This is a genomic window from Kitasatospora sp. NPDC024654 (genome assembly GCF_055559155.1).
The window spans coordinates 16,147-29,956 of sequence record NZ_JBVHLF010000059.1 but is presented as its reverse complement, the minus strand read 5'-3'; the positions used below and the strand labels follow the sequence as shown (position 1 = coordinate 29,956).

The following is a 13,810-nucleotide window of genomic DNA, read 5'->3' as shown; positions in this document are numbered from 1 at the left end:
CCGCGTGGCGTCGCGTCCGCCTACACTTGTCCAGCCATGCCTTACTTCGACCATGCGGCCACCACCCCGATGCTCCCCGAGGCGATCGCCGCGATGACGGCGCACCTGGGTGTCACCGGCAACGCCTCCTCCCTGCACGCGGCCGGCCGGCGGGCCCGCCGGGTGGTCGAGGAGTCCCGAGAGTCGCTCGCGCAGGCGCTGGGCGCCCGGCCGAGCGAGATCGTCTTCACCGGCGGCGGTACCGAGTCGGACAACCTCGCCGTCAAGGGCCTGTACTGGGCCCGGCGGGACGCCGATCCGGCCCGTACCCGGGTGCTGTGCAGCCCGGTCGAGCACCACGCGGTGCTGGACGCGGTGCACTGGCTGGCCGAGCACGAGGGCGCCCGGGTCGAGTACCTCCCGGTGGACGGCTGCGGCCGGGTGCACCCCGAGGCGCTGCGCGCGGCCGTCGAGTCCGACCCCGGCTCGGTCGCGCTGATCACCGTGATGTGGGCCAACAACGAGCTGGGCACCATCCAGCCGATCATCGAACTCTCGGCCGTGGCACGCGAGTTCGGGATCCCGATGCACGCCGACGCGGTGCAGGCGCTGGGTCAGGTGCCGGTCTCCTTCGCCGAGTCGGGGCTGGACGCGCTGACCGTCACCGGGCACAAGATCGGTGGCCCGTACGGGGTCGGCGCGCTGCTGCTGGCCCGGACGGCCGCGCCGGTGCCGCTGCTGCACGGCGGCGGCCAGGAGCGCGACGTGCGCTCCGGGACGTTGGACGTGCCGGCCGCGGCCGGCTTCGCGGTGGCCGCCGAGCTCGCGGTGGCCCGGCGGGCCGAGCACGCGGCGGCCCTCGAACCGCTGCGCGACGACCTGATCGCCCGGGTCCGCGTCGCCGTCCCGGACGCGGTGCTCAACGGCGACCCGTCCGCCGCCGGCCGGCTGCCCAACAACGCGCACTTCTCCTTCCCCGGCTGCGAGGGCGACGCGCTGCTGATGCTGCTGGACGCGGCCGGGATCGAGTGCTCGACCGGCTCGGCCTGCTCGGCGGGGGTCCCGCAGCCCAGCCACGTGCTGCTGGCGATCGGCGCCGAGCCGCGGCTGGCCCGCTCCTCGCTGCGCTTCTCGCTCGGGCACACCTCGACCAAGGCGGACGTGGACGCGCTGGCCGAGGCGATCGGGCCGGTGGTGGCGCGGGCCCGGAACGCCGGCCAGCGCTGAGACTCCCGTTCCCGGGAATCATCCGTCGGCCCGTACCCTTGGACGCACTATGACCGAATTCCCTGGTGCGTTCCCCGGTGCCCCGACCGGCCCGTCCACCGGCCGCCGCCTGCGCGTGCTGGCCGCGATGTCCGGCGGCGTCGACTCCGCCGTCGCGGCGGCCCGGGCCGCCGAGGCGGGCCACGAGGTGACCGGCGTGCACCTGGCGCTGGCAGCCAACCCGCAGTCCTTCCGCACCGGCGCCCGCGGCTGCTGCACCCTGGAGGACTCCCGGGACGCCCGCCGGGCCGCCGACGTGATCGGCATCCCGTTCTACGTCTGGGACCTCGCCGAGCGGTTCCGCGAGGACGTGATCGAGGACTTCGTCGCCGAGTACGCGGCCGGCCGCACCCCCAACCCCTGCCTGCGCTGCAACGAGAAGATCAAGTTCGCCGCGCTGCTGGACAAGGCGCTCGCGCTGGGCTTCGACGCGGTCTGCACCGGCCACTACGCGCGGATCGTCGAACTGCCCGACGGCGGCCGCGAGCTGCACCGCGCGGTGGACGGTGCCAAGGACCAGTCGTACGTGCTGGGCGTGCTGGACGCGGCCCAACTGGCGCACTCGCTCTTCCCCCTCGGTGACACCACCAAGGAGGAGATCCGGGCCGAGGCCGAGCGCCGGGGCCTGGCGGTCGCCAAGAAGCCGGACAGCCACGACATCTGCTTCATCGCGGACGGCGACACCCAGGGCTTCCTGGCCCGTCGCCTGGGCACCGCGACCGGTGACATCGTGGACACCGAGGGCACCAAGATCGGCGAGCACGACGGCGCGTACGGCTTCACCATCGGCCAGCGCAAGGGGCTGCGGATCGGCCGCCCGGCCGCCGACGGCAAGCCGCGCTACGTGCTGGACATCTCGCCGGTGAACAACACCGTCACGGTCGGCCCGGCCGAGGGCCTCGACGTGATCGGCCTCACCGCCATCCGCCCGCGCTGGTGCGGCGCCGAACCGCCCGCCGCCGGTGCCTACACCGCCCAGCTCCGCGCGCACGGCGAGGAGGTCCCGGTCACCGCCGAGCCCACCCCCGACGGCCTCCGCGTCCGGCTCGCCACCCCCGCCCGCGGCATCGCCCCCGGCCAGGCCGTCGTCCTCTACGACGGCACCCGCGTGGTCGGCTCCGCCACCATCGCGACGACCGAACGCCGGGCACTGGCGGCGGAGGTCTGAGGGGCTCCGGTCACTTTCCGGCCTCGGGCCCGTACCACTGCAGCGCCTGCCCGGTGACGCCCGCGATGCACTCGAAGTCATGGTCCCGGTGCAGCAGGGTCAGGCCCTGCAGCTCCGCCGTCGCCGCGACGACGAGGTCCACGGCACCAGGGCTGCGGTGCAGGCCCCGCTTGGTCAGCACGTCCTGGACCTGCCAGGCGCGGTCGTAGGCGCGGTCGTCGACCGGCACCCAGCTGAACAGCAGCCGCGCGTCCTCGATCCCCCGGGCGCGGTCGGCGGCTGTGCGTGCGCTGGAGAAGAACTCGAGCTCGGTGATGGGACAGGTCGCGATGAGGCCGGCCGCTGCGGCCAGGTCCCAGCCGTACTGCTCGCCGTCGCCGCGCATGAAGCGGGCGAGCGCGCTGGTGTCGATCAGGAACTGTGCCGCATTCACCGACGGTAGTTCCTCTTGTCCTCGAAGAGGTCCAGATCGAAGCCGCCTTCGGCGGCCGCGGCCCGCAGCCGGGTCAGTGCGAGTGCCCGTCGTCTGTTCTCCAGCACTTCGCGAAGGGCGGTGTTGACCGTCTCCTTCTTGGTGCTGGTGCCGAGGGCCTGAGCCACGTCGGCAAGCAGCTCGTCATCCAGATCGATCACGGTCCGGCTCATGTGATGCGCCTCCTGATATCAACTCGCGATTGAAGTATATCTCCTTGGATGCCCCCGGCTGCCCGGCGGAGGGGCCCGCCGTCGCGCGTGGTAGACCTGTTCCCACTATGAACATCTGTGTCTTCTGCTCCGCGCACTCCCTCGACGACCGTTACACCGCCCCCGCGGCCGAGTTCGCCCGGTTGCTCGGGGAGGCCGGGCACACGCTGGTGTGGGGCGGGTCCAACGCCGGGCTGATGGGGGTGCTGGCCGACGGGGTGAGGGCGGCCGGCGGGCGATTGGTCGGGGTGCTGGTCGAGTTGCTGGCGCACAAGGGGTACCAGGGGGCCGACGAGCTGGTGATGACGCGTGACATCGCCGAGCGAAAGGCGCAGTTGCTGATGCGGGCGGACGCGATCGTGGTGCTGGTCGGCGGCCTCGGGACGCTCGACGAGGTGACCGAGGTGCTGGAGCTGAAGAAGCACGGCCTGCACGACAAGCCGGTCGTCCTGCTGGACACCGAGGGCTTCTACGACGGGCTGCGCGCCCAGCTGGAGCGGATGGAGACCGAGGGCTTCCTGCCGCGTCCGCTGGGCGAGTTGGTCCACTTCGCCACCACTCCGGCCGAGGTGTTCGAGAACCTCGCCAAGACCGGTTCCTGACTTCACCGAGAGGGCAACCATGGCCACCCACCTGATCACCGGCGCCGGCTCCGGCATCGGCGCGATCGTCGCCGAGCGCCTCGCCGAACGCGGCGACGAGCTCTGGCTGCTGGCCCGCAGCGCCAAGCGGGCCGCCGAACTGCGCGAGCGGTTCCCGGCCGCGCACACCCTGGTCGGCGACCTGGCCGACCCCGGCAAGCTCTCCTGGGCGTTCGGCCACCAGAGCCCGCCGGTCGAGCTGGACTCGCTGGTGCACGTGGCGGGCGTGGTCGAGCTGGGCCCGGTCGGCGAGACGCCGGTCAAGGTCTGGCAGGAGACGCTGGCCGTCAACGTGGTCGCCCCGGCCGAGCTGACCAGGCTGCTGCTACCCCAGCTGCGGCTGGCCCGCGGGCACGTGGTCTTCGTCAACTCCGGTGCCGGGCTGACCGCGCACGCCGAGTGGGCGTCCTACGCGGCCAGCAAGTTCGGGGTGCGGGCGCTGGCCGACGCGCTGCGCGCCGAGGAGCACGCCGCCGGGGTCCGGGTCACCTCGGTCTACCCGGGCCGCACCGCGACCCCGATGCAGCGCAAGGTGCACCAGCAGGAGGGCGTCGCGTACGACCCGGAGCGCTGGATCGCCCCGGAGTCGGTGGCCACCGCCATCCTCACCGCCATCGACCTGCCGCGGGACGCCGAGATCACCGAGATCACGGTCCGCCCGGGGCGGTAGCCTCGACCGTGTGACCAGCGAACACCCCTTCCCCGACCTGCTCGGCGCCGCCACCGGCGTCGGCTCGATGCCCGGCACCGACGCGCGGGAGGCCGCGAGGACCTCGGTCGGGGCGCTCGAACAGCTGCCGTTCCTGCCGGAGCTGCCGGCCCGCGGGCCGGGGGCGGACATGCTCGGACGGAGCGCCGGGCTGCTGGTGGAGCTGTTCGCGCAGGTCGAGCCGAGCGGCTGGCGGTTCGCCGACCGTCCCGGCCGGGACACCAGGCGCGCGCACTCCTGGCTGGGCGAGGACCTGGACGCCCTGGAGGAGTTCACCCAGGGCTACCAGGGCGCGCTCAAGGTGCAGGCGGTCGGTCCGTGGACGCTGGCCGCGGGGGTCGAGCTGAAGCACGGTGAGAAGGCGCTGGCCGACCCGGGCGCCTGCCGGGACATCGCCGGCTCGCTCGCCGAGGGCCTGCGCCGGCACCTGGCGGAGGTCCGCAAGCGGGTGCCCGGCGCGCGGGTCGTGCTCCAGCTGGACGAGCCCTCGCTGCCCGCGGTGCTGGCCGGCGCGGTGCGGACGGCCAGCGGGTTCCAGCGGCTGCGCGCGGTGGACCGGCAGGTCGCCGAGGAGACCCTGCGCGAGCTGGTCCGCGCCGTGGACGCCCCGGTCATCGTGCACTGCTGTGCGCCGCAGGTGCCAATTCCCTTGCTGCGCCGGGCCGGTGTGGCCGGCGTGGCGCTGGACTTCGGACTGCTGACGGAGCGTGAGGACGACGACCTGGGCGAGGCGATCGAGGCGGGGGCCGTGATCCTGGCCGGTGTGGTGCCCTCCACGGACCGGGCAATGTCCGACCCGGCCGGTAATGTCACCGGTGTCAGGACGTTGTGGCGCAGGCTCGGGCTCGATCCGGAGCTGCTCGGCCGTCGCGTGCTGGTGACGCCGACCTGCGGGCTGGCGGGCGCGAGCCCGGCCTACGCCCGGCAGGCGCTGTCACTCAGCGTGAGGGGTGCGCAGAGTCTGGTGGACAACCCGGAGTAGGCACGGAGGAGGAGTCGGGTGGCGGCGGTCGAGGGCTGGGAAGAGGTCCCGGCGGAGGTGCGCAGGCGGCACGCCGAGCTGGCGGCCGAGATCGAGGACCATCGCATCCGGTACTACGAGCAGGACGCGCCGATCATCAGCGACGCCGAGTTCGACCGGCTGATGCGCGAGTTGGAGGCGATCGAGGCCGAGCACCCGGTGCTGGTCACCCCCGACTCGCCCACCCAGAAGGTCGGCGGCGCGGCGGCCGAGGGCTTCGCCAAGGTCGAGCACCGGGAGCGGCTGCTCAGCCTGGACAACGCGATGGACGACGAGGAGCTGGCCGCCTGGGCCGAGCGGGTCGCCCGCGAGCTGGACGGCCTGGAGTACCACTACCTCTGCGAGCTCAAGGTGGACGGCCTGGCGGTCAACCTCACCTACGAGCACGGCCGGCTGGTGCTGGCCGCCACCCGCGGCACCGGCCGGGTCGGCGAGGACATCACCACCAACATCCGCACCATCAAGGAGATCCCGCACCAGCTCCAGGGCGAGGACATCCCCGCGCTGGTGGAGATCCGCGGCGAGGTCTACCTGCCGACCGAGGCGTTCGAGGAGCTCAACGCCTCGCTGGCGGCGGAGAACGAGCGCCGCAGGGCGGAGAACGAGCGGCGCGCCGAGGAGGGCAAGCGCCCACAGGCGCTGCTCAAGCTCTTCGCCAACCCCCGTAACGCGGCCGCCGGTTCGCTGCGCCAGAAGGACCCGCTGGTCACCGCCTCCCGCCCGCTGCACATGGTGGTGCACGGCATCGGTGCCCGCGAGGGCTTCGACATCGACTGCCAGTCGCACGCCTACCAGCTGCTGCGCGACTGGGGTCTGCCCACCGCCCGGCACAACGAGGTGGTCGGCACCCTCGACGAGGTGCGGGCCTTCATCAAGCAGTACGGCGAGCAGCGCCACTCGGTCGAGCACGAGATCGACGGCGTGGTGGTCAAGGTGGACGAGATCCCGCTCCAGGGCCGGCTCGGCGCCACCTCCAAGTCGCCGCGCTGGGCGATCGCCTGGAAGTACCCGCCGGAGGAGGTCACCGCCAAGCTGGCCCGGATCCAGGTCGGCATCGGGCGCACCGGCCGGGCCACCCCGTTCGCCGTGCTCGCCGAACCGGTCAAGGTGGCCGGTTCGATGGTGCAGTACGCGACGCTGCACAACCAGCAGGTGGTGAAGGCCAAGGGCGTGCTGCTCGGCGACACCGTGGTGCTGCGCAAGGCCGGTGACGTGATCCCGGAGATCCTCGGCCCGGTGGAGGACCTGCGGGACGGCACCGAGCAGGAGTTCGTGATGCCGAGCCAGTGCCACGAGTGCGGCGCCGAGCTGCGCCCGATGTCCGAGGGCGACATCGACCTGCGCTGCCCCAACGCCCAGTTCTGCCCGGCCCAGGTCCGCGAGCGGATCGCCTACCTGGGCGGCCGGGAGTCGCTGGACATCGAGGGCCTGGGCTACGTCGCGGCGACCGCGCTCACCCAGCCGCTGGAGCCCGCCGACCCGCCGGTGAAGGACGAGGGCGACATCTTCGGCCTGACCGTCGAGCAGCTGCTGCCGATCAAGGTGCTGGTCCGCGACCCGAAGACCGGCCTGCCGAAGCTGGACGACACCACCGGTGAGCAGAAGGAGGTCACCTTCTTCGCCAACCTCAAGGGCGAGCCGAAGAAGAACACCACCGTGCTACTGGACAACCTGGCGGCGGCCAGGGACCGTCCGCTCTGGCGCTACCTCAACGGCCTGTCGATCCGTCACGTCGGTCCGGTCGCGGCCCAGGCGCTGGCCCGCGAGTTCCGCGACCTGGACCGGATCTTCGCCGCGAGCGAGGAGGAGCTGGCGGCCGCCGAGGGGGTCGGCCCGACCATCGCCCGCTCGATCCAGGAGTGGTACCAGGAGGAGTGGCACCGCGAGATCCTGCGGAAATGGCGGGAGGCGGGGGTGCGGTTCACCGAGGAGGCCGCCGCGTACGAGGGGGAGCGCCCGTTGGAGGGGCTCACCGTGGTGGTCACCGGGACGCTGGCCGGCCACACCCGGGACGGTGCCAAGGAGGCGCTGGTCTCGCGTGGGGCGAAGGTGACCGGGTCGGTGTCGAAGAAGACCAACTTCGTTGTGGCCGGCGACAATCCGGGCTCCAAGTACGACAAGGCCGTCCAACTGGGCCTGCCGGTACTGGACGACGCGGGCTTCGCCGTGCTGCTGGAGCAGGGCCCGGCGGCGGCTCGGGCCCACCTCGGGCTGCCCGAGCCCGAGTCGGCTGCCGAAAGCCCGGCCGAGGTAACCCCCGCAGCGGCTGACCAGGGCTGACGTGTCCGTCTTGTGACCTCCTGATACCCCGTCAGCCGGGTGTCGGTGCCGCAAACCGGGCATCTTCTCCCTGTACGGCGCCGGTCCCGAGCTGGCCCGCTCCTGGATGACCGAAAGTCCGCCCCCGCCCGGGGGGCGGACTTACCCTGGAGCGCAACAGCGTGTCAGCAGGAGTGGGGGGCACCGGGTTCGTCCGGCGCCGACAGGGGCGCTTCCCGGCTGAGACCGACTGGCACACCATCAGGTGTGCTGGGGCCGACCGTGCTGTTCGCGGTCGGTCCGAGCCGCGACGCGGCCTGGCGGGGCGGGCCTGACGGAGGACAGGGCGTATGGATCGTACGACCGGCGGTGCGCCGACGCGCCCGCCGCAGGGGGTGGCGGGCGCGGTCCTGCTGCTCGGTGTGCTGCTGGCCGGAGCAGCCCCGCTCATCCCGCTGGCCGTCCTGGTCAGCCGGCACGAGCCCGAACTGCTGCCGCTCTTCGCGGTTCCGCTGGCCGTCCTGGTGGCGGCCTGGCGGATCGCCCGGGACCGGGCCAGGGACCAGCTCACCGATCCGCTGACCGGCCTGCCCAATCGGCACGCCCTGCTGCTCGCCGCGCAGGAGGCGATCGCCGACCACCAGAGCGAGGAACAGTACAGCGTCGGGCTGATCCTGCTCGACCTCGACCGGTTCCGTTCGCTCAACGACACGCTCGGCCACGCGGCCGGCGACCGGCTGCTGGTGCACATCGGCCGGCGGCTGCACCGGGTGCTGCGCGGCGGCCGGCCCGACCCCGCGGGCGGCGCGCCGCCCGGCCGCCCGTCCGGCCCGGCCGACCGCCGCCGGGAGGCCGAGGAGCTGCTCGCCGAGCTGCCGCCGGCCGCCGAGCACGGCCGCCGCGCGGTGGTGGCGAGGATGGGCGGCGACGAGTTCGCCGTGCTGCTGCCCGGGGTGGGCTGCGGGGACACCCTGGAACGGCTCGCCAAGGCGCTGATCGCCGAACTCGCCGCGCCGATCCGGCTGGACGGCCTGCTGCTGGTGCTGGAGGCCAGCGCCGGCGTCTGCGTCTACCCGCATCACGCGGGGGACGCAGAATCGTTGCTGCGCCGGGCCGACGTCGCGATGGGCCACGCCCAGCGCGGGCGGACCGGGGTCGAACAGTACGACGCCTCGCAGGACGCCGACACCCCGTACCGGATCGGCCTCCTCGGCGACCTGCGCCGGGGGCTGGAGACCGGCGAGGTGCAGCTGCACTACCAGCCCAAGGTGGCCTTCGACGGCCGGGTGGTCGGCCTGGAGGCGCTGCTGCGCTGGGAGCGGCCCGGGCGCGGCCGGGTCAGCCCGGACGAGTTCGTCGGGCTGGCCGAGTCCAGCGGGCTGATGCCCCGGCTCACCGACTACGTGCTGGAGGCGGCGATCGGCCAGCTCGCCGCCTGGCGCGGGCAGGGCCTGCAGGTCCAGGTGGCGGTGAACGTCTCGCCGCGGGACGTGCTCAACCCCGGCTTCGCCCAGCGGGTGGCCGGTCACCTCGCCCGGCACCAGGTGCCCGCTCACGCGCTCCAGCTGGAGATCACCGAGCGGCTGCTGCTGGACGACTCGCGGCGGGCCGCCGACACCCTGGCCGAGCTGCGCCGGCACGGCGTCGGGATGTCGCTGGACGACTTCGGCACCGGCCACTCCTCGCTGGTGCGGCTGCGCAGCCTGCCGGTCGGCGAGCTGAAGATCGACCGCTCGTTCGTCTCCCGGATGGTCGCCGACGACCACGACGCCGCGGTGGTCCGCTGCTCGGTCGAGCTGGCGCACTCGCTCGGACTGACGGTGGTCGCCGAGGGGGTGGAGGACGACGAGACCTGGGAGCGGCTGCACGGGCTCGGGGTGGACGCCGTGCAGGGCTGGCTGGTCTCCGCCGCGCTCCCCGCCGACCAGGCCACCGCCTGGCTCCGGGTGCACCGTACCGGGCCGCCCTGCGCCGAGCGGCTGACCACGCTGGAGCGCTGGACCGGGCAGGCCGAACTGTCCCTGCCCGAGCCCCGGCTGCCGTACCCCGGGGTGCCCCGGCCGACCATCCCGAGCCAGGCCGGACAGCCGCTGGTGCCGCCGCTCGCGCAGCCCACCGAGACCGGGCTGCAGGCCCCGACCACTCCCCAGTAGCGGCACCGGCGGAGGTCACGGCGGCGATAACGGTTCCGGGCCGCCGGGCCGCGCCCCCTAGGATGGTCTGCACAGACCGAGAGGACGGAGACCAGCGCGCGGCCCAGCCGCCGGTCCCCGTCCCGGGCCGGCCACCCGTAGGTGCCCGGCCTCACCAGAACTCACCTTGAGGATCGCTGCATGCCTGGCATCACGCGCGAGGAGGTCGCCCACCTCGCCCGGCTGTCGCGTCTGGAGTTGCAGGCGGAGGAGCTGGACCACTTCGCCGAGCAGCTGGACGTGATCATCGGCGCGGTCGCCCGCGTTTCCGAGGTCGCCGGACAGGACGTCCCGCCGACCTCCCACCCGCTGCCGCTGACCAACGTCATGCGCGCGGACGAGGTGCGGCCGTCGCTCACCCCGGACCAGGCGCTGGCCGGCGCCCCGGCCGCCGAGGAGCAGCGCTTCCGGGTCCCGCAGATCCTCGGGGAGGACTGAACCACCATGACCGACCTGATCAAGTACACGGCCGCCGAGACCGCCGCCGCGATCTCCACCGGCCAGGTCAGCGCCGTCGAGGTGGCCCAGGCCCACCTGGACCGGATCGAGGCCGTCGACAAGAAGGTCAACGCCTTCCTGCACGTGGACACCGAGGGCGCGCTGGCCGCCGCCCGCGCGGTGGACGAGAAGCGCTCCCGGGGCGAGGAGCTCGGCCCGCTGGCCGGCGTCCCGCTCGCGCTGAAGGACGTCTTCACCACCAAGGGCGTGCCGACCACCTGCGGTTCCAAGATCCTCGAAGGCTGGCTCCCGCCGTACGACGCCACCCTGACGACCCGCCTGAAGGACGCGGGCGTGGTGATCCTCGGCAAGACCAACATGGACGAGTTCGCCATGGGGTCCTCCACCGAGAACAGCGCCTTCGGCCCGACCGGCAACCCGTGGGACCTCAGCCGGATCCCCGGCGGCTCCGGCGGTGGCTCGGCGGCCGCGCTGGCCGCGTTCGAGGCCCCGCTGGCGATCGGCACCGACACCGGCGGCTCGATCCGCCAGCCCGGCGCGGTCACCGGCACGGTCGGCGTCAAGCCCACCTACGGCTCGGTCTCCCGCTACGGCCTGGTCGCCTTCTCCTCCTCGCTGGACCAGGGCGGCCCGTGCGCCCGTACGGTGCTGGACGCCGCGCTGCTGCACGAGGCGATCGCCGGCCACGACCCGCTGGACTCCACCTCGATCGACGCGCCGGTCCCGGCCCTGGTCGAGGCGGCCAAGCTGCGTGACGTGCGCGGCATGCGGATCGGCGTGGTGAAGGAGTTCGCCGGCGAGGGCTACCAGGCCGGCGTGATGCAGCGCTTCGACGAGAGCGTGGAGCTGCTGCGCGAGCTGGGCGCCGAGGTCGTCGAGGTCTCCTGCCCGTCGTTCACCCTGGCGCTGCCGGCCTACTACCTGATCGCGCCCAGCGAGGCCTCCTCCAACCTGGCCCGCTTCGACGCGATGCGCTACGGCCTGCGGGTCGGCGACGACGGCAGCCGCTCGGCCGAGGACGTCACCGCGCTGACCCGGGAGGCCGGCTTCGGCCCCGAGGTCAAGCGCCGGATCATCCTGGGCACCTACGCGCTCTCCTCGGGCTACTACGACGCGTACTACGGCTCGGCGCAGAAGGTCCGGACACTGATCTCGCGCGCCTTCGACGAGGCCTTCGCGACCTGCGACGTGCTGATCTCGCCGACCACCCCGACCACCGCCTTCCCGATCGGCGAGCGCGCCGACGACCCGATGGCGATGTACCTGGCGGACCTCTGCACGATCCCCTCGAACCTCGCGGGCAACGCGGCCATGTCGCTGCCCTGCGGTCTGGCCCCGGAGGACAATCTCCCGGTCGGCCTGCAGATCATCGCACCCGCGATGGCGGACGACCGCCTGTACCGCGTGGGCGGCGCCGTCGAGGCCGCACTCAACGACAAGTGGGGGCACCCCCTGCTGGAGGAGGCACCGGCACTGTGAGCAAGATCGAGAAGGCCAAGGGCTTCAAGCACACGAAGCCCGGTCTCTGGCTGTCCATCGGTACCAGCGCCTTCGGCGCCCTGGGCATCGCCAAGGACGTCCGCAAGGCGCGCAGCGAGCAGGACAAGCTGCTCCTGGCCAATGCCGTGATCGGCGCGCTGGCCCTGGTCACCAGCACCGCGCTGCTGCTGCGCGAGCTCAAGCAGCTCGGCAGCGACGACGTGCTGGCGGGCTGACCGCCCGTCGGGTCCGGCCGTAGCCCCGGCGGCGCGGCCGGACCCACCCCCCGAACTTCTCTGAGCTACGAAGGGACGCTGTGAGCGTCATGAACCTGGTCTCGTTCGAGGACGCCCTCGCGTCGTACGACCCGGTGATGGGCCTGGAGGTCCACGTCGAGCTGGGCACCAAGACGAAGATGTTCTGCGGCTGTTCGACCGAGCTGGGGGCCGAGCCGAACAGCCAGGTTTGCCCGACCTGCCTGGGCCTGCCCGGCTCGCTGCCGGTGGTCAACGCGGTCGGCGTGGAGTCGGCGGTCAAGATCGGCCTGGCGCTGAACTGCGAGATCGCCGAGTGGTGCCGCTTCGCGCGGAAGAACTACTTCTACCCGGACATGCCGAAGAACTTCCAGACCTCGCAGTACGACGAGCCGATCGCCTTCAACGGCTACCTCGACGTGCAGCTGGAGGACGGCGAGGTCTTCCGGGTCGAGATCGAGCGCGCCCACATGGAGGAGGACACCGGCAAGTCCACCCACGTCGGCGGTGCGACCGGCCGGATCCACGGCGCCTCGCACTCGCTGCTGGACTACAACCGGGCCGGCATCCCGCTGATCGAGATCGTCACCAAGCCGATCCAGGGCGCCGGCGTGCGGGCCCCCGAGGTCGCCAAGGCGTACGTCGCCGAGTTGCGCGAGCTGATCAAGGCGCTGGGTGTCTCCGAGGCCCGGATGGACAAGGGCCAGATGCGCTGCGACGTCAACCTCTCGCTGCGCCCGAACGGCACCGAGACCTTCGGCACCCGCTCGGAGACCAAGAACGTCAACTCGCTGCGCTCGGTCGAGCGGGCCGCCCGGTTCGAGATCCAGCGGCACGCCACGGTGCTGACCGACGGCGGCACGATCATCCAGGAGACCCGGCACTTCCACGAGGACGACGGCACCACCACCTCCGGCCGGATCAAGGACAACGCCGAGGACTACCGGTACTTCCCGGAGCCCGACCTGGTCCCGATCGCCCCGGCCCGGGAGTGGGTCGAGGAGCTGCGGGCCGCGCTGCCCGAGCTGCCCCGGGTCCGCCGGGCCCGGCTGCAGACCGAGTGGGGGCTCTCCGACAAGGAGATGCAGTCGGTGCTCAACGCCGGCGCGGTCGAGCCGATCCTGGGGACCATCGCCGCCGGCGCCCCGGCCGACCAGGCCCGCAAGTGGTGGCTGGGCGAGCTGGCCCGGCGCGCCAACGAGACCGGCACCGAGCTGTCCGAGCAGCCGATCACCCCGGTCCAGGTGGCCCGGGTCTGCGCGCTGGTCGCCGAGGGCAAGCTCAACGACAAGCTGGCCCGCCAGGTGATCGAGGGCGTGCTGGCCGGCGAGGGCGAGCCGGACGAGGTGGTGGCCGCCCGCGGCCTGGCCGTCGTCTCGGACGACTCCGCGCTCGGTGCCGCCGTCGACCAGGCGATCGCGGAGAACGCCGCGGTGGCCGACAAGATCCGCGACGGCAAGATCGCCGCGGTCGGCGCGCTGGTCGGCGCGGTCATGAAGGCCACCCGCGGCCAGGCCGACGCGGCCCGGGTGAAGGACCTGATCCTGGAGCGCCTCGGCCAGTAGTCACTGACCTCCAACGGCCCGGGGGGGGGGCCCGGGGGGGGGGGGGAGGGGGGGGTGGGGGGGGGAGGAGGGAGGGGGGGGAGGGGGGGGGTCCGTACAGTAGCACCACACACTCTACTCTCACGCTTCGTTCT

13 protein-coding genes are annotated in these 13,810 nt (G+C 73.0%); 11 read left to right on the top strand and 2 right to left on the bottom strand.

The genetic code is table 11. The annotated features are described in order from the left end of the window. Window positions 1-36 precede the first annotated feature (36 nt). Entirely contained in the window at window positions 37-1,206 is a 1,170-nt protein-coding gene (locus tag ACZ38L_RS27900; protein WP_465698322.1) for a cysteine desulfurase family protein, read from the top strand. Between the two features lie 49 nt (window positions 1,207-1,255). After that, entirely contained in the window at window positions 1,256-2,413 is a 1,158-nt protein-coding gene (mnmA, locus tag ACZ38L_RS27895) for a tRNA 2-thiouridine(34) synthase MnmA (RefSeq protein WP_465698320.1), read from the top strand. Window positions 2,414-2,423: 10 nt separating this feature from the next. Here the strand turns inward: mnmA and ACZ38L_RS27890 are convergent, their stop codons facing one another. Further along, on the bottom strand, window positions 2,424-2,846 hold the full coding sequence (locus tag ACZ38L_RS27890) for a PIN domain-containing protein (protein WP_465698318.1): 423 nt from the start codon (window positions 2,844-2,846) through the stop codon (window positions 2,424-2,426). Then, a complete protein-coding gene (locus ACZ38L_RS27885; protein WP_465698316.1) occupies window positions 2,843-3,058 on the bottom strand; it encodes a type II toxin-antitoxin system VapB family antitoxin in 216 nt (71 codons plus the stop codon). Before ACZ38L_RS27885 ends, ACZ38L_RS27890 begins: the two co-directional genes overlap by 4 nt. Before the next feature lie 107 nt (window positions 3,059-3,165). Between ACZ38L_RS27885 and ACZ38L_RS27880 the strand changes: the two genes are divergently transcribed. The 9 genes from ACZ38L_RS27880 (at window position 3,166) to gatB (ending at window position 13,676) form a co-directional block, all read left to right on the top strand. Next, entirely contained in the window at window positions 3,166-3,699 is a 534-nt protein-coding gene (locus tag ACZ38L_RS27880; RefSeq protein ID WP_465698314.1) for an LOG family protein, read from the top strand. Window positions 3,700-3,718: 19 nt separating this feature from the next. Beyond that, window positions 3,719-4,408: an SDR family oxidoreductase gene (locus tag ACZ38L_RS27875; RefSeq protein WP_465698312.1), complete on the top strand. Its 690-nt coding sequence runs from the start codon at window positions 3,719-3,721 to the stop codon at window positions 4,406-4,408. A 10-nt stretch (window positions 4,409-4,418) separates the two neighbouring features. Then, window positions 4,419-5,429 carry a methionine synthase gene (locus ACZ38L_RS27870; RefSeq protein WP_465698310.1) on the top strand — a complete coding sequence of 337 codons (1,011 nt, stop codon included), beginning with the start codon at window positions 4,419-4,421 and terminating at the stop codon, window positions 5,427-5,429. 18 nt (window positions 5,430-5,447) lie between these two features. Then, window positions 5,448-7,748, top strand: coding sequence for an NAD-dependent DNA ligase LigA (gene ligA, locus ACZ38L_RS27865; protein WP_465698309.1), 2,301 nt, complete (start codon window positions 5,448-5,450; stop codon window positions 7,746-7,748). A 329-nt stretch (window positions 7,749-8,077) separates the two neighbouring features. After that, the gene (locus tag ACZ38L_RS27860; RefSeq protein ID WP_465698307.1) at window positions 8,078-9,880 is read left to right on the top strand and encodes a putative bifunctional diguanylate cyclase/phosphodiesterase; all 1,803 of its coding nucleotides are present in this window, start codon (window positions 8,078-8,080) and stop codon (window positions 9,878-9,880) included. Between the two features lie 180 nt (window positions 9,881-10,060). Further along, the gene (gene gatC / locus ACZ38L_RS27855) at window positions 10,061-10,357 is read left to right on the top strand and encodes an Asp-tRNA(Asn)/Glu-tRNA(Gln) amidotransferase subunit GatC (RefSeq protein ID WP_030302932.1); all 297 of its coding nucleotides are present in this window, start codon (window positions 10,061-10,063) and stop codon (window positions 10,355-10,357) included. A 6-nt stretch (window positions 10,358-10,363) separates the two neighbouring features. Continuing rightward, window positions 10,364-11,857 (top strand): Asp-tRNA(Asn)/Glu-tRNA(Gln) amidotransferase subunit GatA, encoded by a 1,494-nt coding sequence (gene gatA, locus ACZ38L_RS27850; protein WP_396557435.1) that lies wholly within the window; start codon window positions 10,364-10,366, stop codon window positions 11,855-11,857. Further along, window positions 11,854-12,093, top strand: coding sequence for a hypothetical protein (locus ACZ38L_RS27845; RefSeq protein ID WP_396557433.1), 240 nt, complete (start codon window positions 11,854-11,856; stop codon window positions 12,091-12,093). The genes gatA and ACZ38L_RS27845 overlap by 4 nt, the downstream gene beginning before the upstream one ends. 80 nt (window positions 12,094-12,173) lie before the next feature. After that, entirely contained in the window at window positions 12,174-13,676 is a 1,503-nt protein-coding gene (gene gatB, locus ACZ38L_RS27840; RefSeq protein ID WP_465698304.1) for an Asp-tRNA(Asn)/Glu-tRNA(Gln) amidotransferase subunit GatB, read from the top strand. The last annotated feature ends 134 nt before the right edge of the window (window positions 13,677-13,810 follow it).